The sequence below is a fragment of the Pseudomonas sp. BP8 genome, from assembly GCF_017875955.1.
Lineage (GTDB): Bacteria > Pseudomonadota > Gammaproteobacteria > Pseudomonadales > Pseudomonadaceae > Aquipseudomonas.
This window is the reverse complement of sequence record NZ_JAGINK010000001.1, coordinates 2,797,187-2,822,726: the sequence shown is the minus strand read 5'-3', so window position 1 is coordinate 2,822,726 and position 25,540 is coordinate 2,797,187. Positions and strand designations below refer to the sequence as shown.

Annotated in this window: 21 protein-coding genes; 7 read left to right on the top strand and 14 right to left on the bottom strand. The window is 57.0% G+C overall.

The genetic code is table 11. From position 1 onward, the window contains the following. Window positions 1-2: 2 nt before the first annotated feature. From J3B00_RS12305 to J3B00_RS12290, 4 genes are all read right to left on the bottom strand, one after another. A complete protein-coding gene (locus tag J3B00_RS12305) occupies window positions 3-611 on the bottom strand; it encodes an SCO family protein (protein ID WP_209867765.1) in 609 nt (202 codons plus the stop codon). A 316-nt stretch (window positions 612-927) separates the two neighbouring features. After that, window positions 928-1,512: a Fe-S biogenesis protein NfuA gene (gene nfuA, locus J3B00_RS12300; RefSeq protein ID WP_209867764.1), complete on the bottom strand. Its 585-nt coding sequence runs from the start codon at window positions 1,510-1,512 to the stop codon at window positions 928-930. A gap of 58 nt (window positions 1,513-1,570) precedes the next feature. Next, window positions 1,571-2,605 carry an acyltransferase gene (locus J3B00_RS12295; RefSeq protein ID WP_209867763.1) on the bottom strand — a complete coding sequence of 345 codons (1,035 nt, stop codon included), beginning with the start codon at window positions 2,603-2,605 and terminating at the stop codon, window positions 1,571-1,573. A 150-nt stretch (window positions 2,606-2,755) separates the two neighbouring features. After that, a complete protein-coding gene (locus J3B00_RS12290; protein WP_209867762.1) occupies window positions 2,756-5,065 on the bottom strand; it encodes a fatty acid cis/trans isomerase in 2,310 nt (769 codons plus the stop codon). A gap of 162 nt (window positions 5,066-5,227) precedes the next feature. Between J3B00_RS12290 and metH the strand changes: the two genes are divergently transcribed. From metH to J3B00_RS12265, 5 genes are all read left to right on the top strand, one after another. After that, a complete protein-coding gene (gene metH, locus J3B00_RS12285) occupies window positions 5,228-8,935 on the top strand; it encodes a methionine synthase (protein WP_209867761.1) in 3,708 nt (1,235 codons plus the stop codon). A gap of 144 nt (window positions 8,936-9,079) precedes the next feature. Continuing rightward, window positions 9,080-9,298 carry a DUF2970 domain-containing protein gene (locus tag J3B00_RS12280; RefSeq protein ID WP_209867760.1) on the top strand — a complete coding sequence of 73 codons (219 nt, stop codon included), beginning with the start codon at window positions 9,080-9,082 and terminating at the stop codon, window positions 9,296-9,298. A gap of 494 nt (window positions 9,299-9,792) precedes the next feature. Beyond that, on the top strand, window positions 9,793-11,445 hold the full coding sequence (locus J3B00_RS12275; protein WP_209867759.1) for a nitrite/sulfite reductase: 1,653 nt from the start codon (window positions 9,793-9,795) through the stop codon (window positions 11,443-11,445). Further along, a complete protein-coding gene (locus J3B00_RS12270; protein ID WP_209867758.1) occupies window positions 11,429-11,923 on the top strand; it encodes a DUF934 domain-containing protein in 495 nt (164 codons plus the stop codon). The genes J3B00_RS12275 and J3B00_RS12270 overlap by 17 nt, the downstream gene beginning before the upstream one ends. A gap of 217 nt (window positions 11,924-12,140) precedes the next feature. Beyond that, window positions 12,141-13,709, top strand: coding sequence for a hypothetical protein (locus J3B00_RS12265; protein ID WP_209867757.1), 1,569 nt, complete (start codon window positions 12,141-12,143; stop codon window positions 13,707-13,709). A gap of 82 nt (window positions 13,710-13,791) precedes the next feature. Here J3B00_RS12265 and J3B00_RS12260 read toward each other — a convergent pair whose 3' ends face one another. After that, entirely contained in the window at window positions 13,792-14,754 is a 963-nt protein-coding gene (locus J3B00_RS12260; protein ID WP_209867756.1) for an aliphatic sulfonate ABC transporter substrate-binding protein, read from the bottom strand. A gap of 15 nt (window positions 14,755-14,769) precedes the next feature. Next, window positions 14,770-15,729: an ABC transporter substrate-binding protein gene (locus tag J3B00_RS12255; protein ID WP_209867755.1), complete on the bottom strand. Its 960-nt coding sequence runs from the start codon at window positions 15,727-15,729 to the stop codon at window positions 14,770-14,772. A gap of 520 nt (window positions 15,730-16,249) precedes the next feature. Here J3B00_RS12255 and nhaA point away from each other — a divergent pair. Beyond that, complete coding sequence (gene nhaA / locus J3B00_RS12250; RefSeq protein ID WP_209867754.1) at window positions 16,250-17,434, top strand: Na+/H+ antiporter NhaA; 1,185 nt, start codon at window positions 16,250-16,252, stop codon at window positions 17,432-17,434. A gap of 211 nt (window positions 17,435-17,645) precedes the next feature. Here the strand turns inward: nhaA and J3B00_RS12245 are convergent, their stop codons facing one another. The 8 genes from J3B00_RS12245 to J3B00_RS12210 all read right to left on the bottom strand — a co-directional run bounded on the left by J3B00_RS12245 (window position 17,646) and on the right by J3B00_RS12210 (window position 24,647). Further along, window positions 17,646-18,578 carry a LysR family transcriptional regulator gene (locus J3B00_RS12245; RefSeq protein WP_209867753.1) on the bottom strand — a complete coding sequence of 311 codons (933 nt, stop codon included), beginning with the start codon at window positions 18,576-18,578 and terminating at the stop codon, window positions 17,646-17,648. A gap of 69 nt (window positions 18,579-18,647) precedes the next feature. After that, window positions 18,648-19,517, bottom strand: a complete 870-nt coding sequence (locus tag J3B00_RS12240; protein WP_209874810.1) for an EamA family transporter — start codon at window positions 19,515-19,517, stop codon at window positions 18,648-18,650. Window positions 19,518-19,576: 59 nt separating this feature from the next. Beyond that, a complete protein-coding gene (locus J3B00_RS12235) occupies window positions 19,577-20,830 on the bottom strand; it encodes a cation:proton antiporter (RefSeq protein ID WP_209867752.1) in 1,254 nt (417 codons plus the stop codon). 45 nt (window positions 20,831-20,875) lie between these two features. Next, window positions 20,876-22,111: an ATP-grasp domain-containing protein gene (locus tag J3B00_RS12230; protein ID WP_209867751.1), complete on the bottom strand. Its 1,236-nt coding sequence runs from the start codon at window positions 22,109-22,111 to the stop codon at window positions 20,876-20,878. Continuing rightward, on the bottom strand, window positions 22,108-22,983 hold the full coding sequence (locus J3B00_RS12225) for an iron-containing redox enzyme family protein (RefSeq protein WP_209867750.1): 876 nt from the start codon (window positions 22,981-22,983) through the stop codon (window positions 22,108-22,110). The genes J3B00_RS12230 and J3B00_RS12225 overlap by 4 nt, the downstream gene beginning before the upstream one ends. A gap of 8 nt (window positions 22,984-22,991) precedes the next feature. After that, complete coding sequence (locus tag J3B00_RS12220; RefSeq protein ID WP_209867749.1) at window positions 22,992-23,438, bottom strand: DUF3291 domain-containing protein; 447 nt, start codon at window positions 23,436-23,438, stop codon at window positions 22,992-22,994. Then, entirely contained in the window at window positions 23,435-23,893 is a 459-nt protein-coding gene (locus tag J3B00_RS12215; RefSeq protein WP_209867748.1) for a VOC family protein, read from the bottom strand. The genes J3B00_RS12220 and J3B00_RS12215 overlap by 4 nt, the downstream gene beginning before the upstream one ends. 13 nt (window positions 23,894-23,906) lie before the next feature. Continuing rightward, window positions 23,907-24,647 carry an ArpA protein gene (locus J3B00_RS12210; RefSeq protein ID WP_209867747.1) on the bottom strand — a complete coding sequence of 247 codons (741 nt, stop codon included), beginning with the start codon at window positions 24,645-24,647 and terminating at the stop codon, window positions 23,907-23,909. Between the two features lie 364 nt (window positions 24,648-25,011). Here J3B00_RS12210 and J3B00_RS12205 point away from each other — a divergent pair, with 364 nt between their 5' ends. Then, the gene (locus tag J3B00_RS12205) at window positions 25,012-25,506 is read left to right on the top strand and encodes a Na+/H+ antiporter NhaA (protein ID WP_348635944.1); all 495 of its coding nucleotides are present in this window, start codon (window positions 25,012-25,014) and stop codon (window positions 25,504-25,506) included. Window positions 25,507-25,540 lie beyond the last annotated feature (34 nt).

Below are 25,540 nucleotides of genomic sequence, written 5' to 3'. Positions count from 1 at the left end.
CATTAGCAGATCTCCATCAGGGTGAGCAGGTCCTCTTGGCATTCCTTGGCATTCAAGGAGTGCCCCAGGCTCAGACGCAGGGTGCCACGAGTGTCGTAGACATAGCTGGTGGACGAATGAGAGATAGTGTAGGTATCTCCGGCAGGAACCTTCTCGTAGAACACCTTGAACTCCTTGGCCACCGCGGCGATTTCCTCGGGAGTGCCGGTCAGCGCGGTGAACGTCGGGTCAAAGGCCTTGACGTAGGCATCGAGCACCTCGGGCGTGTCGCGCTCCGGGTCCAGGGTGATGAACACCACCTGGAACAGGTCGCGGTCACGGCCCCTCAGCAGCTTGCGGATTTGCGCCGCACGCGCGAGGGCAGTCGGGCAGACGGCCGGGCACTGGGTAAAGCCGAAGAAAATCATCGGCATGCTGCCGTAGAAGCTCGACAGGGTGCGCACGTTACCTTGCGGGTCCTTGAGGCTGAACTTGCGCCCGAGGATCTCATTGCTCATGTTCTTGCCGTACTTGAAATCGAGCCCACGGGCCGGATTGCAACCTGCCAACAAGCCAAGACCGAGTACGCCCATCCCGGCGACAACCGAGCGCCGGGTCAACAGATCATTCATGGAACCATCCTTTACAGGGAAGGTGCCAGCCCCTGGGCAGGGCCGGTCAAAAAATCCGGGGCATTCTGGCATGACACCTGACGGTGTTCTACCCAACGAAAGGGCTGACGGGGCTGCAGGCCTTTGATTCCGGGGCTGCGACCTGTTGTCGCGGGGCTTGAATCGGTAACAGATTGTTGCTAGGCGGAAGCATTTTTGTGGCCTGTGCCGGCCTCTTCGCGGGGCAAGCCCGCTCCTACAGGATTTGTGGTGCGCCGCATAACCTGTAGGAGCGGGCTTGCCCCGCGAAGAGGCCAGTGCAGACTTCCACCCACTATCAGTAGTAGGCGTTCTCTTTCTGGGTATGGTCGGTCACGTCACGCACACCCTTGAGCTCAGGAATACGCTCGAGCAAGGTCCGCTCGATACCATCCTTGAGGGTGACGTCGGCCTGGCCACAGCCTTGGCAACCACCACCGAACTGCAGCACGGCAATGCCGTCGTCAACCACGTCGACCAGGCTCACCGCGCCGCCGTGGCTGGCCAGCCCCGGGTTGATCTCGGTTTGCAGGTAGTAGTTGATGCGCTCGTTGACCGGGCTGTCTTCATTGACCATCGGCACCTTGGCGTTCGGTGCCTTGATGGTCAGCTGGCCACCCATGCGATCGGTCGCGTAGTCGACCAGCGCGTCGTCCAGGAACGGCTCGCTGACCGCGTCGATGTAGGCGGTAAAGCTCTTGAGACCGAGGGCGGTGTCCTCGGGCTTTTCTTCACCTGGCTTGCAATAGGCAATGCACGTCTCTGCGTACTGGGTGCCTGGCTGGGTGATGAAGACACGGATGCCGATACCCGGGGTGTTCTGCTTGGAGAGCAGATCGGCCAGGTAATCATGGGCGGCGTCGGTAATGGTTATAGCGCTCATGGAAGTTCCTCACAGACTTGCTGGCAAGTGTACGCCAAGCCAGGCGTTGAACAAAGTCCTAGCAATTGACTCGGGAAAGCGCCAACGCAGGATCCTGCTGCGAACGTGCGGCGAACCAGGCTTTCATCCGCTGGTAGAGGCCGCGTTCCAGCCACTGGTAGCTGACCCACGACATTAGTCCAATGGACGGCACGCAGAAGGCAAACACCAGGTACGGGTCAAGCTCGAAGCGCTGGCTGACGAACCAGCCGGCATACAGTACCAGCACGTGGATCAGATACACCGAATAAGAGCAGTCGCCGAGCGCCTTGAGCAACTGGTTGCCACGGAAATACGGCTCCAGCGAAATGAACGCCAGGACCACCAAAGCGCTGGGCAGGCCCCAATGCAGCAGCCGCAGGGAGGCATCCAGGTGATACAGGGCAAAACCTGCCAGCCCCAGCAACCCCAGTGGCAGCCACAAGCCTTCACGTACCAGGCCGCGCCGGTAGAGTACTCCCAGGCCTACCCCAAGCAGGAACTCATAGATGATGTCGTTGTTGTAGAAACGACTGACCACGCCCAAACGGCCCAGCACTTCGCTGACCAGCAGCAGTGCCGCAGTCACAAGCAACAAGTGATGGCGCTGACGGACCAGGAACGCCAGGCCGAACAACAGATAGAAGAACATCTCGAAGTTCAGCGTCCAGCCGACATTAAGTGTCGGGTACAGGCCATAGCCGCCAGGGTTTTCCGCCGGAATGAACAGCAACGACAGCAGCAGGTGCTGCCAGTCGAATACCTGGTGCGGCATCCAGCGGCTGGCGGTCAACAGCAGTAGCGCCATGAGCACGCTGTAGAACCAGTAGGCGGGGATGATGCGCAGCGCACGGTTGAGCAGGAACTGGCTGGGGACGATGTCCTTGTCGCGGGTCGACAGGTAGATGACCAGCCCGCTGATGACAAAGAAGATGTCCACACCAACGGCGCCGCGCTCGGTCAACAATTGGCCGACAGGGCCGGTCGCGTGGAAGTCGAAGAAGATCTGCATGAAGTGGTGGCAAACCACCACCCAGGCGGCCAGCGCCCGAAGTGCCTGAAGCGAATACAGCATGTAATGCCCTGCTAGTCCTGATGCATTCAGGCCCGGGGGAATGGCCGAGTGCTTCGCACTCATTCGCGAGGCCAACAGGTCCACCCGAACCGCTTACACGTGGGACCGCAGGATGCCGGGAAAGATCAGCCGATCTTCCCGGCGGTCATCTCAGAGATTCTCGTAGCGGTTCATGTCGAGCACGCCCGCCTCATACGGATCGGTTTCCTCGATGAAGGTGCTGAGGTCATGGAAGTAGCGCCAGAACTCAGGATGGCTGCGCCGTACACCCCAGCGCATGACGATACGTTCGAACTTGGCCGGGTCATCCCGCGCCGCCTCCATATCCTCGACCCATTCCGGCACATCGCTCGCCGGAATGTTGAAGATGAAGTTCGGATAACTGCTCAGCACCCCCGGATACAGGGTCAGGGTGTCCAGACCCGGCTGGTAGCGATACGCCTCACCGGTGAGGAACGCCACGTTGCTGTGGGCGCGGTTGCGCAGCAGGCTGTAGACCTGACGCTGGCCGCCCTGCCCTTCGATGCGCAGCATGCTCGCCTCGGGCAGCTGGTTGATCACCCTCAGCCCCGCCGCTGGTCGTGACACCAGCCGGCTGAGGCTCTGCTCGACATCGCGAAACTCCGCGCTCATCTGCGGTCGCGAACAATAGGCACCGTTGCAGCGGTTGATCGGGTCGGGCGCGGCGTTAAGGCTGGCACTGCGCTGCAACAACTTCAGGCCGAAGTCGCGCTTGGGGTCGCGCTCATCGAGCTTGAGCCCGCTCGGAGTGCTGGTGTCGATGTCCTCGTAATCAAGCCACATCTTCACTTTGCCGCTGTCCTGGTACCAGTCGCTGAGGATCGCGCCGCGCTGATCGGCGGGCATCAGCCGGAGGAAGTTGACTTCAGCGCCATTGCGGATCAAGTCGAAGTACAGCCGCGTCTGCAACTGGTGCGAAACGTTGCCGAACACGTCGAAGTTGACCGCCAATTGATAGTACGTGCGCTCCAGCAACGGGTAGTCGAAAAGCCAGGTAGTCAGCGGTACGTCGCCAATCAGCCCCTTGTTCACGGCAGCACTGTCGAAGTGGCGGAAGACGCTCAGCAAGGCGTTGTCATTACCCGCCCACAGGCTCGACCAGCTCGGTGCCGGCGCCTCAGCGTAGGCATCGCGACGCAGTTTCTCGTACGCGTTACGCTTGTCGCGGTAGTTGTGCCACAGGCTCAGGACGCTGCCAACGTCGTCGATCTGGCCGGGCATGGCCAGCAACGGCGTGGCCTCTCCCCGGTACTGGGCGTCGGTGATGTACAGGTCGTGGGCCGGCTCCTGGAACAGTGCCCAGAAGTTGTCGCGAATCACATCGGTGGCGATCTGCCCGCGGCACACCGGGCCACGGATGAAGGTGCGCACGAAGTATTCGGCGTTATCCAGCATGAACTGGTAGCGGGCCACCGCCGGAATCGCCTCGAAGGTCTCGAACGGGTTGGCCCGGTGCCGCGGGCCATAACCAGGCAGCGACGTGGCATGCCAGTCGCCACTGTAGAACAGCTGCTTGACCCGCTTGAGCTTCTGCGGGCCCATCGGGTAGGTGATGTGGGTCTTGTGGACGATCACCCCCTGCACCGGCATCAGTCGGTAATAGAAATCGGTGCCCGGTGGATCGTTGGGCCGGCGGGTGGCGATCAGGTCGACTGGCTGGCCACTCGGTGTGCGCGAGCGCACCCACTGGAAGAAGTGCCCCTGCTCGCCGCCGACGAAATGAACGTGTGCGAGGAACAGATGCTCGTAAAGCCAACGGCCGACCAGCGCTTCCGTTGAACCAGGGCGATTGAGCAGCGCCTCCCAGTCGGCTATCTGTTTCGCTTCGACCGCCGTTGGCTGGATGGGCTGGTACTCGACCGGCGCCCCCGCTGCCAGCCAACGCTGCAGGGTCTGGTATTCCTGATCGGTCAGACCGGTGACGGCCAGCGGCATGCCCTCCTTGGGGTGGGCGCCGGCATAGGCGTCGAACTCATGCGGCAAGGGGCACATGTTGTTGCGGTTGAGGCCCAGCACGATCTCGTCCGGCAGCTTGGCGTTGGGCGTGAGCGGGGTCTTGTGGCCGAGCTCAAGCATGCGCGCCATCAACGCTGCCTGGCTGCCTTGGCCATCGAGCACCGAATAGAAGCCTTGCTTGCGCCAGGCCTGTTCGCTGTGAGCGTCGTAGAACAGGCGCGTGGTAGGCACCGCCTTGCCGCGATCGCCCTGATACACCGGCACCTTTGAAGCGCCACGCTCGGCACCCTCGGCGCTGCCCAGGTTGAGCTGGCAGGCAGCGTCATTGCACGCGTGGCAGGCCACACATTTATCGGTGAAGATCGGCTGGATGTCCCGAGTGTAGGAGATGGCCGGGCTCGATTGCGGGGCTTGCCCCAGCGCCAGGCCACTGAGGCTCAGGGCCAAAGCGCCGGCTACGGCAAGTAAACAGCGATGCAGCATGTGCAGAGTGTCCTGATTTGTAGTGTTGCCATCACGGTTGCCTACCGGGTCGCGGGGTGCGTGAACATGAAGGAAATTCATGCAAAAGCCGCGCATGCCTAAAATCCGCGCAGCTTTGCTATCATTCCGCACCTTCTGTTATTCGCCCGACCAGGTAGTCCTATGTCCGACCGTAGCGCTCGTCTCCAAGCACTCCAGCAAGCACTCAAGGAGCGCATACTGATCCTCGACGGTGGCATGGGCACTATGATCCAAAGCTACCGTCTCGAGGAACACGACTATCGTGGCACGCGCTTTGCTGATTGGCCAAGCGACATCAAGGGCAACAATGACCTGTTGCTGCTGACCCAGCCAGATATCATCGCCGCTATCGAGAAGGCCTACCTTGATGCCGGGGCCGATATCCTCGAGACCAACACCTTCAACGCCACGCAGATTTCCCAGGCCGACTACGGCATGGAGTCGCTGGCCTACGAGATGAACCTTGAGGGTGCGCGGGTCGCCCGCCGGGTGGCCGATGCCAAGACCCTGGAAACCCCGGACAAGCCGCGCTTCGTCGCCGGCGTGCTCGGCCCGACCAGCCGCACCTGTTCGATCTCGCCCGACGTCAACGACCCGGGCTACCGCAACGTCACCTTCGATGAGCTGGTGGAAAACTACATCGAGTCGACCCGCGGGCTGATCGCCGGTGGCGCCGACCTGATCCTGATCGAGACCATCTTCGACACCTTGAACGCCAAGGCGGCAATCTTTGCCGTGCAGCAAGTGTTCGAAGACGACGGCGTCGAATTGCCGATCATGATTTCCGGCACCATCACCGACGCCTCCGGGCGGACCTTGTCCGGGCAGACCACCGAAGCCTTCTGGAACTCGGTGCGCCATGCCAAGCCGATCTCCGTCGGCCTCAACTGCGCGCTCGGCGCCAAGGACCTGCGGCCGTACCTGGAAGAGCTGTCGACCAAAGCCGACACCCACGTCTCGGCGCACCCCAACGCCGGCCTGCCGAACGCTTTCGGCGAGTACGATGAAACCCCGGCGGAAATGGCCGAAGTGGTCGAAGAGTTTGCCGCCAGCGGCTTCCTCAACATCATTGGCGGCTGCTGCGGCACCACGCCCGGGCACATCCAGGCGATTGCCGAAGCGGTGGCCAAGTACAAACCGCGGGAAATCCCCGAGATTGCCAAGGCCTGCCGCCTGTCGGGCCTGGAACCGTTCACCATCGATCGCCAGTCGCTGTTCGTCAACGTCGGCGAGCGGACCAACATCACCGGCTCGGCCAAGTTCGCCCGACTGATTCGCGAAGAGAACTACACCGAAGCGCTGGAAGTTGCCCTGCAGCAGGTCGAGGCCGGCGCCCAGGTGATCGACATCAACATGGACGAAGGGATGCTCGATTCCCAGGCGGCCATGGTCCGTTTCCTCAACCTGATCGCCGGTGAGCCGGATATTTCCCGCGTGCCGATCATGATCGACTCCTCCAAGTGGGAAGTGATCGAGGCCGGCCTCAAGTGCATCCAGGGCAAAGGCATCGTCAACTCGATCTCGATGAAGGAAGGCGTTGAAGCCTTCAAGCATCACGCCCGCCTGTGCAAGCGCTACGGCGCTGCGGTAGTGGTGATGGCCTTCGACGAAGTCGGCCAGGCCGACACCGCCGCACGCAAGCGCGAGATCTGCAAGCGCAGCTACGACATCCTGGTCAATGAAGTCGGCTTCCCGGCCGAAGACATCATCTTCGACCCGAACATCTTCGCCGTTGCCACCGGTATCGAAGAACACAACAACTATGCCGTGGACTTCATCGAAGCCTGCGCCTATATCCGTGATCACCTGCCGCACGCACTGACGTCGGGCGGTGTGTCCAACGTGTCGTTCTCGTTCCGCGGCAACAACCCGGTGCGCGAAGCGATCCACTCGGTGTTCCTCTTCCATGCGATCCAGAATGGCCTGACCATGGGTATCGTCAACGCCGGCCAGTTGGAGATCTACGACGAGATCCCGCCGGCGCTGCGCGAGCGGGTCGAAGACGTGGTGCTCAACCGCACCCCGGAAGGCACCGATGCCCTGCTAGCCATCGCCGATGACTACAAGGGCGGCGGCGCGACCAAGGAAGTGGAAAACGAAGAGTGGCGTTCGCTGCCGGTCGGCAAGCGCCTCGAGCACGCGCTGGTCAAAGGCATCACCGCCTTTATCGTCGAAGACACCGAAGAGTGCCGCCAGCAAGCCGCGCGCCCGATCGAAGTCATCGAAGGGCCGCTGATGAGCGGCATGAACGTGGTCGGCGACCTGTTCGGCGCCGGCAAGATGTTCCTGCCGCAGGTGGTCAAATCGGCGCGGGTGATGAAGCAGGCGGTGGCTCACCTGATCCCGTTCATCGAAGCCGAAAAAGGCGACAAGCCGGAAGCCAAGGGCAAGATCCTCATGGCCACGGTCAAGGGCGACGTGCACGACATTGGCAAGAACATCGTTGGCGTGGTGCTTGGCTGTAACGGCTACGACATCGTCGACATGGGCGTGATGGTGCCGGCCGAGAAGATCCTGCAGACCGCCCGTGAGCAGAAGTGCGACATCATCGGTTTGTCCGGCCTGATTACCCCGTCGCTGGACGAGATGGTTCATGTTGCCCGCGAAATGCAGCGCCAAGACTTCCACCTGCCGCTGATGATCGGCGGCGCCACCACTTCCAAGGCGCACACGGCGGTCAAGATCGAGCCCAAGTATTCCAACGATGCCGTGATATACGTCACCGACGCCTCGCGTGCAGTGGGCGTGGCCACGCAGTTGCTGTCCAAGGAACTCAAGCCCGGCTTTGTCGAGAAGACCCGCCTGGAATACATCGATGTGCGCGAACGCACCGCCAACCGCAGTGCGCGCACCGAGCGCCTGAGCTATGCCAAGTCCATCGCAGCCAAACCGCAGTACGACTGGGCTGGCTATACCCCGGCAGTGCCCTCCTTCACCGGCGTCAAGGTGCTGAACGACATCGACCTGCGGGTCCTGGCCGAGTACATCGACTGGACGCCGTTCTTCATCTCCTGGGACCTCGCGGGCAAGTTCCCGCGCATCCTCACCGACGAAGTGGTCGGCGAGGCCGCCACGGCGCTGTACCAGGACGCTCGCGAAATGCTTGAGAAACTGATCGCCGAGAAGCTGATCAGCGCCCGCGCCGTGTTCGGTTTCTGGCCGGCCAACCAGGTCGACGATGACGACATCGAAGTCTATGGCGACGACGGCCAGGCGCTGGCCACCTTGCATCACCTGCGTCAGCAGACGATCAAGCCCGATGGCAAGCCGAACCTGTCGCTGGCCGACTTTGTCGCGCCCAAGGACAGCGGCGTTACCGATTACGTGGGTGGTTTTATCACCACCGCCGGGATCGGTGCCGAGGAAGTGGCCAAGGCCTATCAGGACAAGGGCGACGACTACAGTTCGATCATGGTCAAAGCCCTTGCCGACCGCCTGGCCGAGGCCTGTGCCGAGTGGCTGCATGAACAGGTGCGCAAAGGGCACTGGGGCTATGCCAGCGACGAGCAGTTGAGCAACGATGCGCTGATCAAGGAGCAGTACAGCGGTATCCGTCCCGCTCCGGGCTACCCGGCCTGCCCGGACCACACCGAGAAGGAGACGCTGTTCCGCCTGCTCGATGGCACTGCGATTGGCGAGACTGGCCCGAGCGGGGTGTTCCTCACCGAACATTTCGCCATGTTCCCGGCGGCGGCGGTCAGCGGTTGGTACTTTGCCCATCCACAGGCGCAGTACTTTGCCGTAGGCAAGGTCGACAAGGACCAGGTCGAGCGCTACAGCGCGCGTAAAGGCCAGGACCTGAGCGTGACCGAGCGCTGGCTGGCGCCGAACCTGGGTTACGACAACTGATGTGAGCTGACAGTAGCGGCCTCTTCGCGGGGCAAGCCCGCTCCTACAGGGTACGCGCCCCCTGTAGGAGCGGGCTTGTCCCGCGAAGAGGCCGGCACTGGCTACACTGTCCCTGACTCTCTCTGAACCATTCAGGAGCCGCTCATGGACGACCCCAGCCAAGGCAAACCCCCTACTTTCTGGCAGATGCTGCAGAGCATCCTCGCCGCCGCCCTGGGCGTGCAGAGCGGCAAGAACCGCGCGCGCGACTTCAACCATGGTAAAGCCAGCCACTTCATCGCACTGGGCGTGTTGTTCACCCTGGTGTTCATCCTGGTGCTGATCGGCCTGGTGCAACTGGCGCTGCACCTCACCGCCCACTGAAACGCAATCCGCCCGTGGAAGTCCTACTTCCACGGGCGGCTCAGGTGTGCTTCACGGTCTGAATTTTTTAATACGCTACTGATGGCTGACCCAGTACACGGCGGTTACCACGACGAGCACGATCAGACACAGAATCGCCCAGGCGTCGACACTGCTATCAGGCTTGCGGAGCTTGGTGGAATTACCCATTGCATTGCCTCTTGTAGTGATTATGGGAATGCACTTCACCACCAGCAGTTAAGTTCAGTAATGCCCTCCCTTCAAGAAGGGTCTTTCAGGCTTCGACGAGTGACACCAAACGGTATAGGCCACGTCGCCAGGCGCTTTGACAGGCGAACAAATGCGAGTCAGCCTCACTTAGTCCGTTTAGTTCTTTTCATATGCAAAAACATCACTTTAGCGCATAAACACAACCTGATATCGTTCCTCGGCTCCGAAAGGGAGTGCGCGGCCGTGCGCGCGATTAGCTGCATGCAGCCTGAGACAGGACTTTTATGTACGTATACGACGAGTACGATCAGCGGATCATCGAGGACCGCGTCAAGCAGTTCCGTGATCAGACCCGCCGCTACCTGGCCGGTGAGCTGAGCGAAGAAGAATTCCGCCCTCTGCGCCTGCAGAACGGCCTTTACATCCAACGTTTCGCACCGATGCTGCGCGTCGCCGTGCCTTACGGCCAGCTGAACTCGACTCAGGTCCGCCTGCTGGCGAAGATCGCCCGCGACTACGACAAGGGTTACGCGCACATCAGCACCCGCCAGAACGTCCAGTACAACTGGCCGGCACTGGAAGACATCCCGGAGATTCTCGCCGAGCTGGCCACCGTGCAGATGCACGCGATCCAGACCAGCGGTAACTGCCTGCGCAACACCACCACCGACCAGTTCGCCGGCGTCGCTGCCGATGAACTGATCGACCCGCGCCCGTGGTGCGAGATTGTCCGCCAGTGGACCACCTTCCACCCGGAATTCGCCTACCTGCCGCGCAAGTTCAAGATCGCCATCAACGGCTCCAAGCAAGACCGCGCCGCCATCGAAGTGCACGATATCGGCCTGGAGCCGGTGCACAACGAAGCGGGCGAACTGGGCTTCCGGGTGCTGGTCGGTGGCGGTCTGGGGCGTACCCCGGTGGTCGGCTCGTTCATCAACGAGTTCCTGCCATGGCAGGACCTGATCAGCTACCTCGATGCCATCCTGCGCGTGTACAACCGTTACGGTCGCCGTGACAACAAGTACAAGGCGCGGATCAAGATCCTGGTCAAGGCTCTGACCCCAGAAGTGTTCGCCGAAAAGGTCGAGGCCGAGATGGCTCACCTGCGTGGCGGCAACACCACCCTGACCGAAGCGGAAATCGAGCGCGTCTCGCGTCACTTCGTTGACCCGGCCTACCTGGCCCTGGACAACGTCGACTACGCCGAGCTGGACCAGGAGTTCCCTGGCTTCGCCCGCTGGCGCTCGCGCAACACCCGCGAACACAAGCGCCCTGGCTACGTGGCCGTGACCCTGTCGCTGAAGCCCACCGGCGTTGCTCCTGGTGACCTCACCGACAAGCAGCTCGACGCCGTCGCCGAACTCGCCGACCGCTACAGCTTCGGCTTCCTGCGCACCTCGCACGAGCAGAACATCATCCTCGCCGATGTCGAGCAGCGTCAGCTGCACACGCTCTGGCAGGAACTGCGCGAGCAGGGCTTTGCCACGCCGAACATCGGCCTGCTGACCGATATCATCTGCTGCCCGGGTGGCGACTACTGCTCGCTGGCCAACGCCAAGTCGATCCCGATCGCCGAATCCATCCAGCGCCGTTTCGACGACCTGGACTACCTGTTCGACATCGGCGAGCTCGACCTGAACATCTCCGGTTGCATGAACGCCTGTGGTCACCACCACGTCGGCCACATCGGCATTCTTGGCGTCGACAAGAAGGGCGAGGAGTTCTATCAGGTCTCGCTGGGTGGCAATGCCGCGCGCGACGCCAGCCTGGGCAAGATCCTCGGCCCTTCGTTCGCCTACGAGCAAATGGCCGATGTGATCGAGAAGCTGATCAACGTCTACGTTGAAAAACGCACCGAGGAAGAGCGCTTCATCGACACCTACCAGCGTATCGGCATCGACCCCTTCAAGGAGCGCGTCTATGCAGCGAATCATTAAGAACAACCAGCTTGTCGACGAAACCTGGCACCTGCTGCCCAAGGAAGTCACCCTTGACGAGCTGAGCAACTGCGACGACTACATCGTGCCGCTGCACCTCTGGCGCGAACACGCCCACGCCCTCAAGGCCCGCGATGGCGGCCTGGGTGTGTGGCTGGACAGCGACGAAGAAGCCGAGGAAATCGGTGATGACGTCGAGCACTTCCAGGTCATCGCCCTGAACTTCCCGGCCTTCACCGACGGGCGCAACTACTCCAATGCGCGCCTGCTGCGTGACCGCTACCAGTTCAAGGGTGAGTTGCGCGCCATTGGCGACATCCTTCGCGACCAGCTGTTCTATCTGGCCCGCTGTGGATTCGACGCCTTTGCCATCCGCGCCGACAAAGACCCGCAGGAAGCGCTGGAAGGCCTCAAGGACTTCTCGGTGACCTACCAGGCCGCCGCTGACGAACCGCTGCCGCTGTTCCGTCGCCGCTGATCCAAGCGTTGCCATGGGGCCGCCCTGCGGCTCCATGGTTGACGTCTCCCCGCTCCTCCCCTCTCCATACACACCGTTCAGTGCAGGCAACGCGCCGGTGGCGCCGCTACATGCCGTCACAACTCCCCTGCAGTACCTACCCTGAATTACCGCTCAGGTTTGCTAATGGCCTGCCGATATCAAGGGCTACAGTCCAGGATCTGCACGGAAGCCGACAATGAACGCGATCACAGCTGTCCAACGCCTGACGCCGGTGTATACCCCTGTGGTATCAACTCCAGTGAAGGCGCTCGAACAAGCCGTCACCACCCCAAGCTCGCCGAGCACCTCGGTCAGCCTGGGCCAGACCGTCACGACTACGCCCACCCAGACCTATACCGCCAACGGCACCCTGGTCGGGGCGCAGACCCGTTATGCCTGGGAACAGCAGAGCAGCGACAAGCTCAGCAGCAGCTTGCTCACCAGTATCCAGTCGAACACCAACGCCGGGCGCTTCCAGGGGCTTGGCGCGGCGCTGCTCGAACAGTTGGCGGCCAACGGCGGGCAATCGATCTCGCAATCGGTGATGAGCTTGTCGGGCACCGATCAAGCCGACCCCGCCGCGCTGGCCTTGCAGTTGGCAAACCTGCGCCAACACCCGGCCAACGGCGTCACGTTCAACCTCACCACGGTGTCCGGCGCCACCATCAGCCTGTCGCTGGCGAGCAGCGAGAAGGGCCTGGCGGTGACCGCCGAGGTGGCCAATGGCGAGCTGACCAGCGAGGAACTCGAAGGTTTGGCCGCCCTGGCAGATGATTTCCAGTCGGCCATCGATGGCCTTACCCAGGTACCGCCGCGCCTGCAACTGGGCAACCTGGTCAAGCTCGATTCGAGCCTGTTCAGCTCGCTGCAGCTCAATGCCAAGCTGAATGTCGGCGGCGAACTGCAGACCTTCGAGCTGAGCCTTGACGACACTGCGCGCAAACTGTCGCTGGATGGCCCCGCTGGGCGCGTCCAGATGACCCTCGACACGCCAAGCACCGCCCTGCTTGGCAGCACCGCGCAGCGTCAGGCGGCGGTCGACAGCTACCTGAGCCAGTTCGATGCGGCGCAAAAGCGCGGTAAGGGCGACGAAAACCTGATGAGCCTGTTCAAGGACGCCTTCACCCAGCTCAATGCCGTCGATCAGCGCAACACCGCCGTCACCGACCGCGTTTCGCTGCTCAGTGCCACTGATCGCGCCCTGCTCAGCGGCCTGGCCGACTTCAGCGCATCGGTCAGCCAGACCGAACGGCGAGACAATCCCATGCGTCAGGATGAGTCGAACCGCTTCGAGTACCAGGCCTCGCAGTCGACCACCATCAAGAACGGCGGCGGCCCGAACCGTTCAATCCAGCAAGACCAGCAGGCGGGCCTGAAAGCGGCTTACCACCAGGGCCTCAACCCGATGGTCAACTTGCAGCTGGGGGATGATCGCGAGTCCCAGAATTACCGCTACCACCAGATCAACGACCAATCGAGCAGCAGTACCCGCCTGGCCTATGAGAATGACAGCCTGGTGCACGCCAGTGCCACGCAACAGGCCAATCAGAACGAGCGGATACGCACCTATATCAACGGAGACCTGACCGAAGACGTGACCAAGCCTAGCTCGGCGAGCCAGTCGCATGACTTGCTCAACCTGCTCAGCGACACCTTCCGCAACGAACGCCTGGCGCGCAAGGAGAGTGGCGCCTCGATTCTTGATGATGCCTTGCAATCGCTGCGCAGCCGCTGGCAGTTGCAGTCCAACCCTGCGGCCATCTAACGCACTGCACCAACCCCACCTGTGGGAGCGGCCTTGTGTCGCGAAAGGGGCGTACAGCGCCCCCAGCTTCATAGGCTTCAGCTCACTGCGCCGCCTGCGGCTGGTACAACGTCACCGCGCGCGCATCAACTGGCTTGGGCAGCAGCCCCTCGCGCAAGAAGGCATCGGCGATGCGCTGCTGCTCGCCAAGGTCATCCAGGCGCACCGGTTGTACGTCGTAACTGCGGCGGGCATTCGCCTGCTGCACCGTCGCGCTGTCGAGGTTGCCCCAGAGCGGGCCGAGCACACGTGCCGCGCCGGCAGGATTGGCCTTGGTCCATTCGCCGATCTCACGCAGCGCCAGATAGACCTGCTGAAGCACTTCGGGGTGCGCCTTGGCGTAGTCCGTGCCGGCCAGGTAGTAGCGCTGGTAGCTGGCCAGGCCGCTGCCGTCGGCCAGGATCCGCGCATTCTGCTGACGTTGAGCACTGGCCACGTAGGGGTCCCAGGTGACCCAGGCATCGACCTTACGGTTTTCGAAGGCAGCGCGCCCATCAGCTGGAATCAGGTACGCAGGGCTGATGTCCTTGAAACTCAGGCCGGCCTTGGCCAGGGCCTGAATCAGCAAGTAATGACTGCCAGCGGCCTTGGTCACGGCGACACGCTTGCCCTTCAGGTCGGCGAGGGTCTTGAGCGGCGAATCGGCCGGTACCAGGATCGCCTGGGCGGTCGGCGACGGTGTCTCGCGGGCAAAGTAGGTCAGTCGGGCGCCAGCGGCCTGGGTGAACACCGGTACCGTGTCGGCAACGTCAGCCGACAGGTCGACGTTGCCCAGGTTCAGGGCTTCGAGCAGCGGTAAACCGCTCGGAAATTCATGCCAACTGACCCTGATGCCTTCAGCCTGCAAGCGTTGCTCGAGCGTGCCACGGGCCTTGAGCAAGGTCAGCAGGGTCGAGGACTTCTGATAGCCGATGCGCAAGGTCTGCTCGGCGCTGGCCAAGCCCGGCACAAGGCCGCCAATCAACAGGCCGACGGCCAGGTGGCGCAGGCGTTTGAACTGCAACATGAGGACGGCTCCTGATCAGTGTTGGGCAGCGACGGCATCGGCGCTGGGTACGGCGAAACCTTTGGCGAAGGTGGGGGCGACATCCAGGCGCTCGTTCATCAAGCCGTGGGCGTGGTAGAAATCGGCGGTCTCCTGCTGCTCGGCGATGGTCTTGGCATCAATCCCCTGCCAGCGCAACTGGCGCCGCTCGAACTGCAGGCGGGCGGCCTCTTGGGGGAAACCGATGATTTTCGCCAGAGTGCTGGAATAGCTGTCCAGGTGCTGATAGGCCCAAACCTGCGCAGCCGCCAGGCGGTTGAGGTAATCCACCAGCGCGGCCTTACGTGCCGGATCGTTGAGGGCCTGTTCAGTGGCGGCGAGGAAGCTGTTGCCGCTGGACAAACCACGGCCATTGACCAGCACCCTGCCCTGCCCGCTCAGTTCGGCCAGCGCGGTGTAGGGTTCCCAGGTCGACCAGGCGTCCACCGAGCCGTTGGCCAGAGCGATCTTGGCGTCGACCGGGCCGAGGAAGCGCAACTCCACGTCCTTCTCGCTCAAGCCGACCTGGTCCAACGCCTTCAGCGCGAGATGGTGGCCGATCGAGCCACGGCCCGTGGCGATGCGCTTGCCCTTGAGATCAGCGGCGCTTTTGAAGGCCGCGTCGGGCCGCACCAGTAACGCCGTGCCGTAAGGGTCGGATTTGTCCACGGCGACTGCCTTGACCGGGGCGCCGGAGGCCAGCACGAACAGCAACGGCGCATCGCCAATGATGCCAGCATCGATAGCCCCGGCATTCAATGCCTCGGCCAACGGCGCGGCAGCGGGGAACTCTGCCCAGTGGATGTCATAAGGCAAGTCGCGCAGGGCGTCGGCCGCTTCGAGCTGGGCGCGCATATTGCCCTTCTGGTCGCCGATGCGCAGGGTCAGGCGGTCGGCGGCGAGCACCTGGCTCGCCGCAAGCAGTGCTGCGGCAAAAAGCATGAAACGCGAACGCATGTGCAGAGTGCTCCTAGAGAATGTTCCTGGGCCGATGCGGCCGGTCGTGAACAGACTCTATAGCGCTATTGACGATTAATTAAATTGATTTTAGGAATAACCTAATATGCAAAATGCAAAAATACGCCTGCGACGCTCGGTTTTTTTTCCTGGGTGATGAGAGATGGACGTGATGGCCGGTGTCTGAGTAATTCGCAACATTTCGATGCATTAAATTGGAACATGAGTACCTATAGTCGGTAGAATCAGCGCCTGGCGTGTGCTGCGTGCGCCCGGGAGCTATCCCGAATACGGAGAACATTCATTTGTTTTCCGAGAGTCCGTCCATGTTGCACGCAGCTGTCCTATTTCTATGGCGTTTTTCGTTCCGGCTATCCGTAGCTGGTCTTCGTACGCTGCTTCCCTTCTTCTCGCCAATCGCCGCAGTGGCCCGGTACAACCGTGGTCAGCGCCTTGCCGTGTCCGTGATTTGGTGCACGCCTGCGGCGTCAAGGGCGAATCCATGAACGAGGACCTTCTCATGAATGTTTCCCTTCCCAGCGCCGAGCGGCGTCCACTGCTGCAGCGCCTGCTCGCCAGCGAGGCCGCCGGCGGCGTGCTGCTGATGATCGCCGCCGCCCTGGCCATCGTCATCGCCAACAGCCCTTGGGCCAGTGCCTACCAGCACCTGCTGCACATGCCCGTGGGCCCGACCTTCACCGACAAGCTCGGCACTATGACCGTGCACCATTGGGTTAACGACGGCCTGATGGCGATCTTCTTTCTCATGGTCGGCCTGGAGATCAAGCGCGAAATGGTCGACGGCCGCCTGGCCACCTGGGAGCAGCGTCGCCTGCCTGCCCTGCCCGCGCTGATGGGCATGGCCGTACCGGCGCTGATCTACCTCAAGGTCTCCAGCGTCGAGCCCGGTCTGGCCGGTGGCTGGGCGATCCCCGCCGCCACCGACATCGCGTTTGCCGTCGGCGCCCTGGCCCTGCTCGGCAAGCACGCGCCCTTGTCGTTGAAGGTGATGCTGGTCTCGGTGGCGATCATCGATGACATGGGCGCGGTGGCAATCATTGCCCTGTTCTACACCTCATCGATCAACCTGATCGCACTCGGCGCGGCGGCAGGGATTGTCGCGTTGATGCTGGGCATGAACCGCTTGCGTGTGGTGAGTTTGTGGCCCTACCTGATCGCGGTTGCCGCGCTGTGGTACTTCACCCTGCTCTCAGGGGTGCACGCGACCATTGCCGGCGTTGTCGGTGCCTTGCTCATCCCCTACACCGCCGGCGACAGCAAGAGCCCGCTGCTGACCCTCGAGCATGGCATCGCGCCGTGGGTCGCGTTTCTGATCGTGCCGGTGTTCGGCTTTGCCAATGCCGGGGTGTCGTTCACCCACCTGAACCTGAGTGATGCACTGGCACCGCTGCCGCTGGCCGTGGCCTTGGGGTTGCTGCTGGGCAAACAGCTCGGCGTGTTCGCAGGGGTGCTGCTGGCGGTGAAGACCGGCTTGGCGTCCAAGCCTCAGGGGGCTAGCTGGCTGCAGGTTTATGGTGTGGCGATGCTCTGCGGGATTGGCTTTACCATGAGCCTGTTCATTGGCGAGCTGGCGTTTCCTGGGCAGCAGGCGCTGATTGATCAGGCGAAGATCGGCACGTTGCTCGGCTCGCTGGTTTCGGCGGTGATTGCCTGTTTGATCTTGCGCTTTGCGCCCAAGCCGTAGTTTAAACAACGGCGAGGGTGCAGCCCTCGCCATCAAGAATTGATAACATCGCGTCTAACCACCAGGAAGTACATTGTCTATAACAACCCACTCAAAATTTAATTACCTTAAATTTACTCGCAAAGTACCACAATCGAAGCACAACCTCTTGACCACTTCACAAAAATAGTATGAAAAACCGCTCAATACATGACAAATCCAACCCACACACTCAAGTCTCCAAAGCGCGCAACTCTTTGGTGAGATGAGCTACCATCAATTTAATTCTTTGAGAAATGTGACGACCGGGTTGATAAACAACCCAAGTCATGCCTTGGAGTGACCCTTGGTATTCCCACCCAGGAAAAAGCGGAACTAACTGCTTTTCAGCAAAGGGCGATACGACCAAATGTGTAGGAAGACATGAGATACCCAAACCAGAAATAGCGGCTTCCAAAACGGCTTCAGGACTGTCGGACAGGTACCGCCCTGTTACCTTCACCTCACACTCTTCTTGTATAGAGCTAAACTTCCAACGGTAGTTCTTAGCGAGATCCGAGAAAGACAGACAGCTATGAGAAGACAATTCCGACGGGTGTAGCGGCCAGCCTTCTTTATTCAGATAATTAATAGAAGCGCAAACCTCAAAATTCATCTTAAATAATTTACTAGCAATTACACCTAAAGGAGGGTTGTCTGTCACTACTACACCGATATCAATGCAATCCGCAATAAAATCGAAACCACCATCACACGCCACAAGCTTTACGTTAACGCCTGCGTACTGTTGTAGAAAGCCAGGAATAACCTGACTACATACGCCATACAATGAACGATTTACTGCTATTCTAATCAATCCTTGAGGCTTTTCAAGAAAACGCTCTGTCAAGCGAAATACACTAGCGGAACGCTCCAATAGCTCTTTACAGTGCCCATAAATCTCAGCGCCCTCAGCATTAACTTTCAGCTGCCTGGTCGTACGCTCAAGTAGACGTAATGACAGTGCATCCTCTAACTTAGAAACCTGCTTGCTTACTGCTGAGGCAGTTAAGCCCAGGCGGGCCGAAGCATCTACGAAGCTGCCAGTTTCAAAAACCACTGCAAATGCAGCCATGCAGGGCAACATTTCAACATGTTCTTTAGGAAGATAGCCTTTAGATTCCATCTCAACGACCACTCGTTTAAATATATGATTTAGATCATATTCAAAAAACAGCTCACCGTGAAATACCAATCAGCCATAGAAGTGAATAAATACCGCTCCTAAGAGTACAAAAAAAATACCAACTATTTGTAGCATTGACAGTTTGTCGCGGTAGAAAATACAACCTAAAACAGAAGCAATACCCCCAGATAACGTGCTAATCATAGTAACCACTGAAACAGCTCCGTTAGTCGCGCCGAGGGAGAAAGCAGCGAACCCACTCAAATTAGACAAGCTAGATCCGCAAAGCAAACCCAGAACTTTAAAGTCAGCGCTTATTTTGCTCTTAAAAAGATCAAGAGTTTCTCGCCATAAGAAAATCACACCAACACAGTACGAAAGCCATAGCATATTTATCGGCCCAATAGCGGGCAATGAAAATCTCCCCTGCACCCAAAAGCTTGCACCGTAACATACAGCAGCTAGCAATGAATAAATAACTGACATCCCAGACTTAATTTTGGAGGCACCACTTCCACCATCGACCTTAGAAGTCACCAATAACACTCCAAAAAAACAGGTTACAATTCCTAATAACTGCCAAACTGAGAGATACTCACCTGTCATCCACGAAAGGAAGGTAGTGAAGACGCCGTATGTTGTGACGAGCGGGGCCACTATAGATGTTCGCCCAACGGCGAAAGCCTTTGCGAGAAAAAGTGCTCCAACCACAGTACTAATTGCGGCAGCAAGCCCGAACAACAGCGCTCCTGGCGGCGCGGATAACAACCTGCCGAACTGACTAGCGGATAAAAACACAATTACACTCATTAAAAAGAGCCCGATCAACTGCCCAAGAAACACGGATCTTCTAACTCCCAATACTCTTGCATTCACGCCAACCAAAAAGTCGGTAACCCCCCAAGAAACTGCAGCAAGCAACCCCATTAATATATCCAAAGCATGTTCCCTTTTTATTTTCGCCTTGAACCACAAGCAAATGCCCAACCTCCAACTATTTAATCCCTAAAGCGTCCGTTCTGATTGTCCCGATCGCCTACGGAAGAAAATCCCAGGCAATTAGAAAGTCTTATGAGCGGCAATGTCAACATGGTTGACACCAGTGAGATCAACAAAAGCACACTATAGGAAATGTCTGACAAGATACCCTCCTGCAATCCTACATTTAAAATTACCAGTTCAATAAGACCTTTAGTGTTCATCAAAATACCCAACTCCAACGAAGACCTCCCTCCCAATCCGATTAACCGACCGCCAATATAGGATCCTGCGACTTTCCCAGCCGTCCCACCGAGAAAAAAAACCGCCCCCCAGACCCATACATCAACTCCAACAAGAACCTCATACTTAACTTGCATGCCCGAATAAACAAAGAATAGAGGCGTTAGCAATATAGCGCTAAACCTTCCGATCCACTTCTTCCAAAGCCTCTTGACCCCAGGTACATCGCGAAACACATAGGCAGAGATCACGGATCCAATCGCATGATGAAACCCGAGCCGGGCAGTAAGTTCCGACATGGTAAGACAGCATAAAAGCACGACAAGTATTTTGGTCTTCCCTTGCACTCCACTTAAAATAGATGAATCGTTAAACCATGGCCTGACCACTAATAAAGAAGCAGCACCGACCAATATAAAGCAGCCTACTTCCAACGATGTCCAAAGCACGCCCCAGCTATCTGTATATTCAAAAGCTAGAACTATCGCCAAAGCAAGCCAACCGAAAACATCTGTATAAACCGCCACCCCCAAGGCTAGACTGGCGGCTTGGCGATCAACAGCTAGATTTGACTCTATCAACCGAATCAGAACTGGAAGGGCCGTTACCGATAGTACAACTCCACAAAAGATTATGTATTGCCAATATGGCTGCGTCGGTGCAATTTTGTCCCACGACCAGGCTCCAATCACAGCACCCGTTACAAAAGGAATAATGACTCCAAATAACGATATCACAAGTTTCGACGAATTCTTTACCTTACACTCACGACTTTCCAACCTTGAAACATGCCAAGGGACTTCAAAAATCATCAGTATAAGTGCTAATTCACTAAGACCTCTAATTACATCGTCTCCACCTGTAATAATTAGCGATGAGGCCTCATGAAAAAATCCTCCCAAAATTATAGGCCCCAGTACTACACCAGCGGCTATCTCACCGATGACCCTGCTCTGCCCAAGCGCTGTCGCCAAACGGCCTAGTACTTCCGCGACAAGGAGCATGAAGCAAATAAATATGATCCAGCTCACTGCACCTCTCCCTAGGCGACCTATACGATAAAACCCATCACACCACTAAGCCAATCTCATCCTCAAAGAAGCGTGCACACGCTCAGAATCCTTACGCAACACCCAAGGATCCTCATGTATCAAGTATACAAACGCCCATGCAGAGAGAAAGTCTTGGGTCGCGCGCACATGCTCACCGGCCGACACCATAAGTTGTAGCGCATCAAAAGACTCTAGTGATTCGACCAGCCCAATACCTTCAACCTCGCCCATTACCCCTGCTTCCTCAGTTATCAGGCAGCACACACAAAAGTGCCTCGAATAGCACGGTGGTGATAACTCAAGACATGCTTTACTCAAAAAGATATCTACATTCAAACGGTAGCAATTCAGCCCAGTACACTTCTCAATCAACACAGGTACGTTAGCGCCGGGCAGCCTACCATTTTGTTCTATAACAAAAACCCCAGCCGTATTAATCTTCAGCTCAACATCATTGATACCGAAGTCGGCGCCTATGGCAGAATTGATATCACAGACATATGAAAATACCTCTCTAGCCTTCTCACTATCCGTTGCAATTGATCGAATATTTCTGTAAACACTAGGATTATCCCCAACTTGAATTTTTTCATATTCTGCAAAACATAGCATTCGCTTAAAATTCGGACGTCCTAGATTAGCCGTTACCACAAAATATTCAGTGCCTGGTATATACTCCTCTACTAACACCTGTCTATCCGGCTCAGGCAAAGCCGACTCAACTGTCTCGATAGCCGCGAGCGCTTTATATACATCACTCCTAGAACAGCAAACTCTTACATTCCTGCTACCAGTACCCTGAGTTGGCTTGACTACTACAGGGTAAGGTAGATTCAACTCATGCCCCTTTATGAGACCATCAATAGACAAGCTATGAGCTGGAGTTGATCGCACCCCAAATTGACCGAGGCGCAGTTTCATTTCCAACTTATCAAATCTGGCCAAACTAGTCTCAGTTGAATTACCTAGCAATGATAGATACTCAGCAAGATTGTCCGACATTGTTATCCCAACATCGGAGCCAGGTATCACTGCACGCACCTGGAAGTCTGAGAGGACCGCGACTGCCTCCTCTAGAGTTGAGGAAAACAAAACCACTTCATAACCAGAAACGTTATGAAACTTATTTAATCCCTCAGAATATCTATTTTTGGTTATCAGTGCGACAGCTTGATACCCCATTGATCTAATCTCGCACCCATATTTAAATGCAGACCCGATCGGATCAACCACTACCACAGCACGAATCACATCCTTCATGATAAGCTCCGCATTGCACCATACATATACTTGTAATACCTGATAGCAACGTTGTACCTAATACTCACACCCAAGGCCAGCTCTCTTAAAACCGCGCCCCCACAGCTAGAGTAATGTTTAAGCAAGGATTCATACCAGGCCCTACTGTGATGTGTATCAATACTGATATGAGCCTTGTGATACGCGACAACTTCCTTGGGCAGACCAAGACGCTCCATTGCAGCCGTTGTAGCTCCGAATCGAACTGGAGCAGAACCTTCTACGAGCCCCATAGCACCTACCAAGCGTATATTGTATTCTCTGCGAAGAGCCCACATCAGCAGAATGTTCCCATTCATCAAACACTCTGTACTTGGACTATCTATAGAAACATCCTTACCATTCAAAATCCTTCTCATATAAGCCGAAGACGTTTTAAACATGGTCGTGTGCACTGCAGAATAGTCACCACCCCCCATCTCATCCCAGTAGTTCTCACCAGCAATCATCTTGCAGTTAATGGGCATCCCTAATTGCACCATAGCCATCAGGTCATCAAAAGAACCGTCAACCATTTCTTCCATGCATATGTAATAAGCAACCTCTTCCGCACTTGCGCAACACCTCATGTAATCGATAAAGTACTGAATGTCGGCATTCATCTTTTTCTCAAACATCAAATACCATTCTAAAAACTCAGCCTGAGATCTGGGCAAATCAAGTCCACTAATCCCAGCTTCTTCCTCCGCATTCCAACAATCCTCCAAGCTCTCAACGTCCTCTCTAAGCAACCGTATCCCCTCTTGGTGAGCAACCAGCCTTGCGGGATCACCTAAAAAAACCCGATAATAGTTCGACAATTTCATCTGTACATTTCTATCCAGCGCACTCATATTCACTCCTAATACATTGAAACCGGGAAGTCACAGCTATGTAAATCGAATGCCTCGTATGAAGGACCTCGCTCATAAAGCAAGGTCAAGCGCTCGTGTGCATCATGAAGTGTTGGAATGCTACCTTGATCTATCCACCACAACACTAATCGCGGCTGAACCCATGGATTAAACCAGTCACGTCCCCGACGCATAAATTCTACATGCGGAGTATTGAAGAGAAATCCTTTAAGCGACTCAACATCTGACCAGACAGAGAGGGTATAGAGATATCCCTCACCCCATAACTCCTTGAGCAATTCTAAGTCTTCATTTTTTTCCCTCCAAACAAACCCTGGATGCGCCTCTGCCAAGCCATTAACATAAGAAGCAGAAGAGTAAAATGGATCCATTAAACCATTGCCCTTCGGATATTTAGGCGCCACTAAATCAAACTGAGCTAATACCTTGGTCATGCTTCCTCCCAAACTTGAATTTCAATTATATTTCTGTCCGGGTCCCTGACATAAATGAAGGTGCACGTTCCCACCCCGACAATTAGCTGCCTTGCTAACGAACCCAGCATCCAACCCCCGTTTCGTATAACTTTAGAACATACATCCTCCATATCTGCAACTTCAAAAGCCAGATGTGTTAATCCACGCGAATTTGCCACCCGCTCTGCTTCACATGATATTTTCTTATATTGAAAGATTTCGAGCGTGGGCCCATCATTCCCATTACCGGGTAACCGCAAGTGAACGCCCTCGATTTCAGGATCATCAAGTCCAGTACCGGCAGCGATTGCATCACCTCTAAGCCGCCGTATCGGTCCCACCTGCACACAGTCAAAAACATTGATGTAGAAATTGGCTATTCGTTTCCAATCAGTAGCTACGAGATTCGTGTGCGAATACTTAACCCTTCCCATGAGACATCACCATTCAATCGCGAAACACGAACGTTTCATGTTCAACTACTCGATTTATATCTCGGGCACGCTCCCAAGTTGTATTTAGGATTATCCTTGTTACATTCTCCGTGATGGGCTTGACTCTGTGCAGAGTCGTATCCGCCTTTAGGAGATACACATCACCAGTTAAATGGAAGTAAGATTCGATCTTATTGTCAATCAATAGATTTTCAATCCGCGGATTTTTCTTATCCCAGTGCGTATGAGGGACACACTCCAGCAAACCTCCCGCCTCAATCTCAGGAGCTTCAACAATCCAAATTATTGTGTAGGGATAGTCGCCCCAGTGCCACCCATGAGTGTCACCTGACTTATGCTGACAATTAATTATGTAGTTATCCCACTTCCAAGGCGTAGCAATCACCTCCTCTCTCACAATGCTTTCAACCAAACCCATCAAATACCTTGATGAATAAGCCACAGGAATAAACGCCCCATACTTTTCAATTTTATCCTGAGGTACATTACTCAGATGCCTGGGCGTGTTACCTGTGGACTCGATTAGAAAGTCACGACGCTTAGAGTAATTTGCCAACAAGTACTTTACGTCCTCTGAAACGTGATCTCGCACCAGAGGATCCATTAGGTGATTAATCTTTAGATACCCGTCACGTGCAAAGCGGTGTTGTTCCCAAAACAAATCACGCCCAGCAAACGGATTAGAGTTCAGAACATCGATCAGAGCCGCTTGAGCAATTTTATTATTTAACATGAGAGAGTCTCCGATGGCGCGAAAATTAATATCACGACCGAAGCTGGATCCTAACTGATTCCCTCCTGCGGCATTAGCCCCTGTCATGGAATTGAATTAATTCCCAAAACACGTCAATCTCACTCACCAAGCTCAATTCGAACTACTTGGTTTGTTAGAGTCAATACAGCTTGTACTTCATGCATCAATTACCCTTAGCGTGACTTCCCAGTCACTTACAATATCTGTCACACATGCAAATCTTAGACATCATCCTATATTAGCCCTACGCTTTCACATGCAAGTTATCATTAGCTACCATAAAGTATTGCGGCTCCACCTGATCACATTGGCTGTTCTCTGGTACTTCACCCAGCTCTAGGCTGTGTACGAAAGCATTGCCGGCGTTGTCGGTGCCTTGCTCATCCCCTACACCGCCGGCGACAGCAAGAGCCCGCTGCTGACCCTCGAGCATGGCATCGCGCCGTGGGTCGCGTTTCTGATCGTGCCGGTGTTCGGCTTTGCCAATGCCGGGGTGTCGTTCACCCACCTGAACCTGAGTGATGCACTGGCACCGCTGCCGCTGGCCGTGGCCTTGGGGTTGCTGCTGGGCAAACAGCTCGGCGTGTTCGCAGGGGTGCTGCTGGCGGTGAAGACCGGCTTGGCGTCCAAGCCTCAGGGGGCTAGCTGGCTGCAGGTTTATGGTGTGGCGATGCTCTGCGGGATTGGCTTTACCATGAGCCTGTTCATTGGCGAGCTGGCGTTTCCTGGGCAGCAGGCGCTGATTGATCAGGCGAAGATCGGCACGTTGCTCGGCTCGCTGGTTTCGGCGGTGATTGCCTGTTTGATCTTGCGCTTTGCGCCCAAGCGTTTAGCTTGAAAAACAAAGGAGGCGCCTTGCGGCGCCTCCTTTG

Coding starts and splice junctions, on each gene's coding strand:
- J3B00_RS12270 (WP_209867758.1), top strand. CDS start 11,429: ATGCAGCGAATCATTAAGAACAACCAGCTTGTCGACGAAACCTGGCAC.
- J3B00_RS12280 (WP_209867760.1), top strand. CDS start 9,080: ATGGACGACCCCAGCCAAGGCAAACCCCCTACTTTCTGGCAGATGCTG.
- J3B00_RS12220 (WP_209867749.1), bottom strand. CDS start 23,438: ATGACCAAGGTATTAGCTCAGTTTGATTTAGTGGCGCCTAAATATCCG.
- J3B00_RS12225 (WP_209867750.1), bottom strand. CDS start 22,983: ATGAGTGCGCTGGATAGAAATGTACAGATGAAATTGTCGAACTATTAT.
- metH (WP_209867761.1), top strand. CDS start 5,228: ATGTCCGACCGTAGCGCTCGTCTCCAAGCACTCCAGCAAGCACTCAAG.
- nfuA (WP_209867764.1), bottom strand. CDS start 1,512: ATGAGCGCTATAACCATTACCGACGCCGCCCATGATTACCTGGCCGAT.
- J3B00_RS12265 (WP_209867757.1), top strand. CDS start 12,141: ATGAACGCGATCACAGCTGTCCAACGCCTGACGCCGGTGTATACCCCT.
- J3B00_RS12305 (WP_209867765.1), bottom strand. CDS start 611: ATGAATGATCTGTTGACCCGGCGCTCGGTTGTCGCCGGGATGGGCGTA.
- J3B00_RS12245 (WP_209867753.1), bottom strand. CDS start 18,578: ATGGAATCTAAAGGCTATCTTCCTAAAGAACATGTTGAAATGTTGCCC.
- J3B00_RS12295 (WP_209867763.1), bottom strand. CDS start 2,605: ATGCTGTATTCGCTTCAGGCACTTCGGGCGCTGGCCGCCTGGGTGGTG.
- J3B00_RS12290 (WP_209867762.1), bottom strand. CDS start 5,065: ATGCTGCATCGCTGTTTACTTGCCGTAGCCGGCGCTTTGGCCCTGAGC.
- J3B00_RS12230 (WP_209867751.1), bottom strand. CDS start 22,111: ATGAAGGATGTGATTCGTGCTGTGGTAGTGGTTGATCCGATCGGGTCT.
- J3B00_RS12260 (WP_209867756.1), bottom strand. CDS start 14,754: ATGTTGCAGTTCAAACGCCTGCGCCACCTGGCCGTCGGCCTGTTGATT.
- J3B00_RS12210 (WP_209867747.1), bottom strand. CDS start 24,647: ATGTTAAATAATAAAATTGCTCAAGCGGCTCTGATCGATGTTCTGAAC.
- J3B00_RS12275 (WP_209867759.1), top strand. CDS start 9,793: ATGTACGTATACGACGAGTACGATCAGCGGATCATCGAGGACCGCGTC.
- J3B00_RS12255 (WP_209867755.1), bottom strand. CDS start 15,729: ATGCGTTCGCGTTTCATGCTTTTTGCCGCAGCACTGCTTGCGGCGAGC.
- nhaA (WP_209867754.1), top strand. CDS start 16,250: ATGAATGTTTCCCTTCCCAGCGCCGAGCGGCGTCCACTGCTGCAGCGC.
- J3B00_RS12215 (WP_209867748.1), bottom strand. CDS start 23,893: ATGGGAAGGGTTAAGTATTCGCACACGAATCTCGTAGCTACTGATTGG.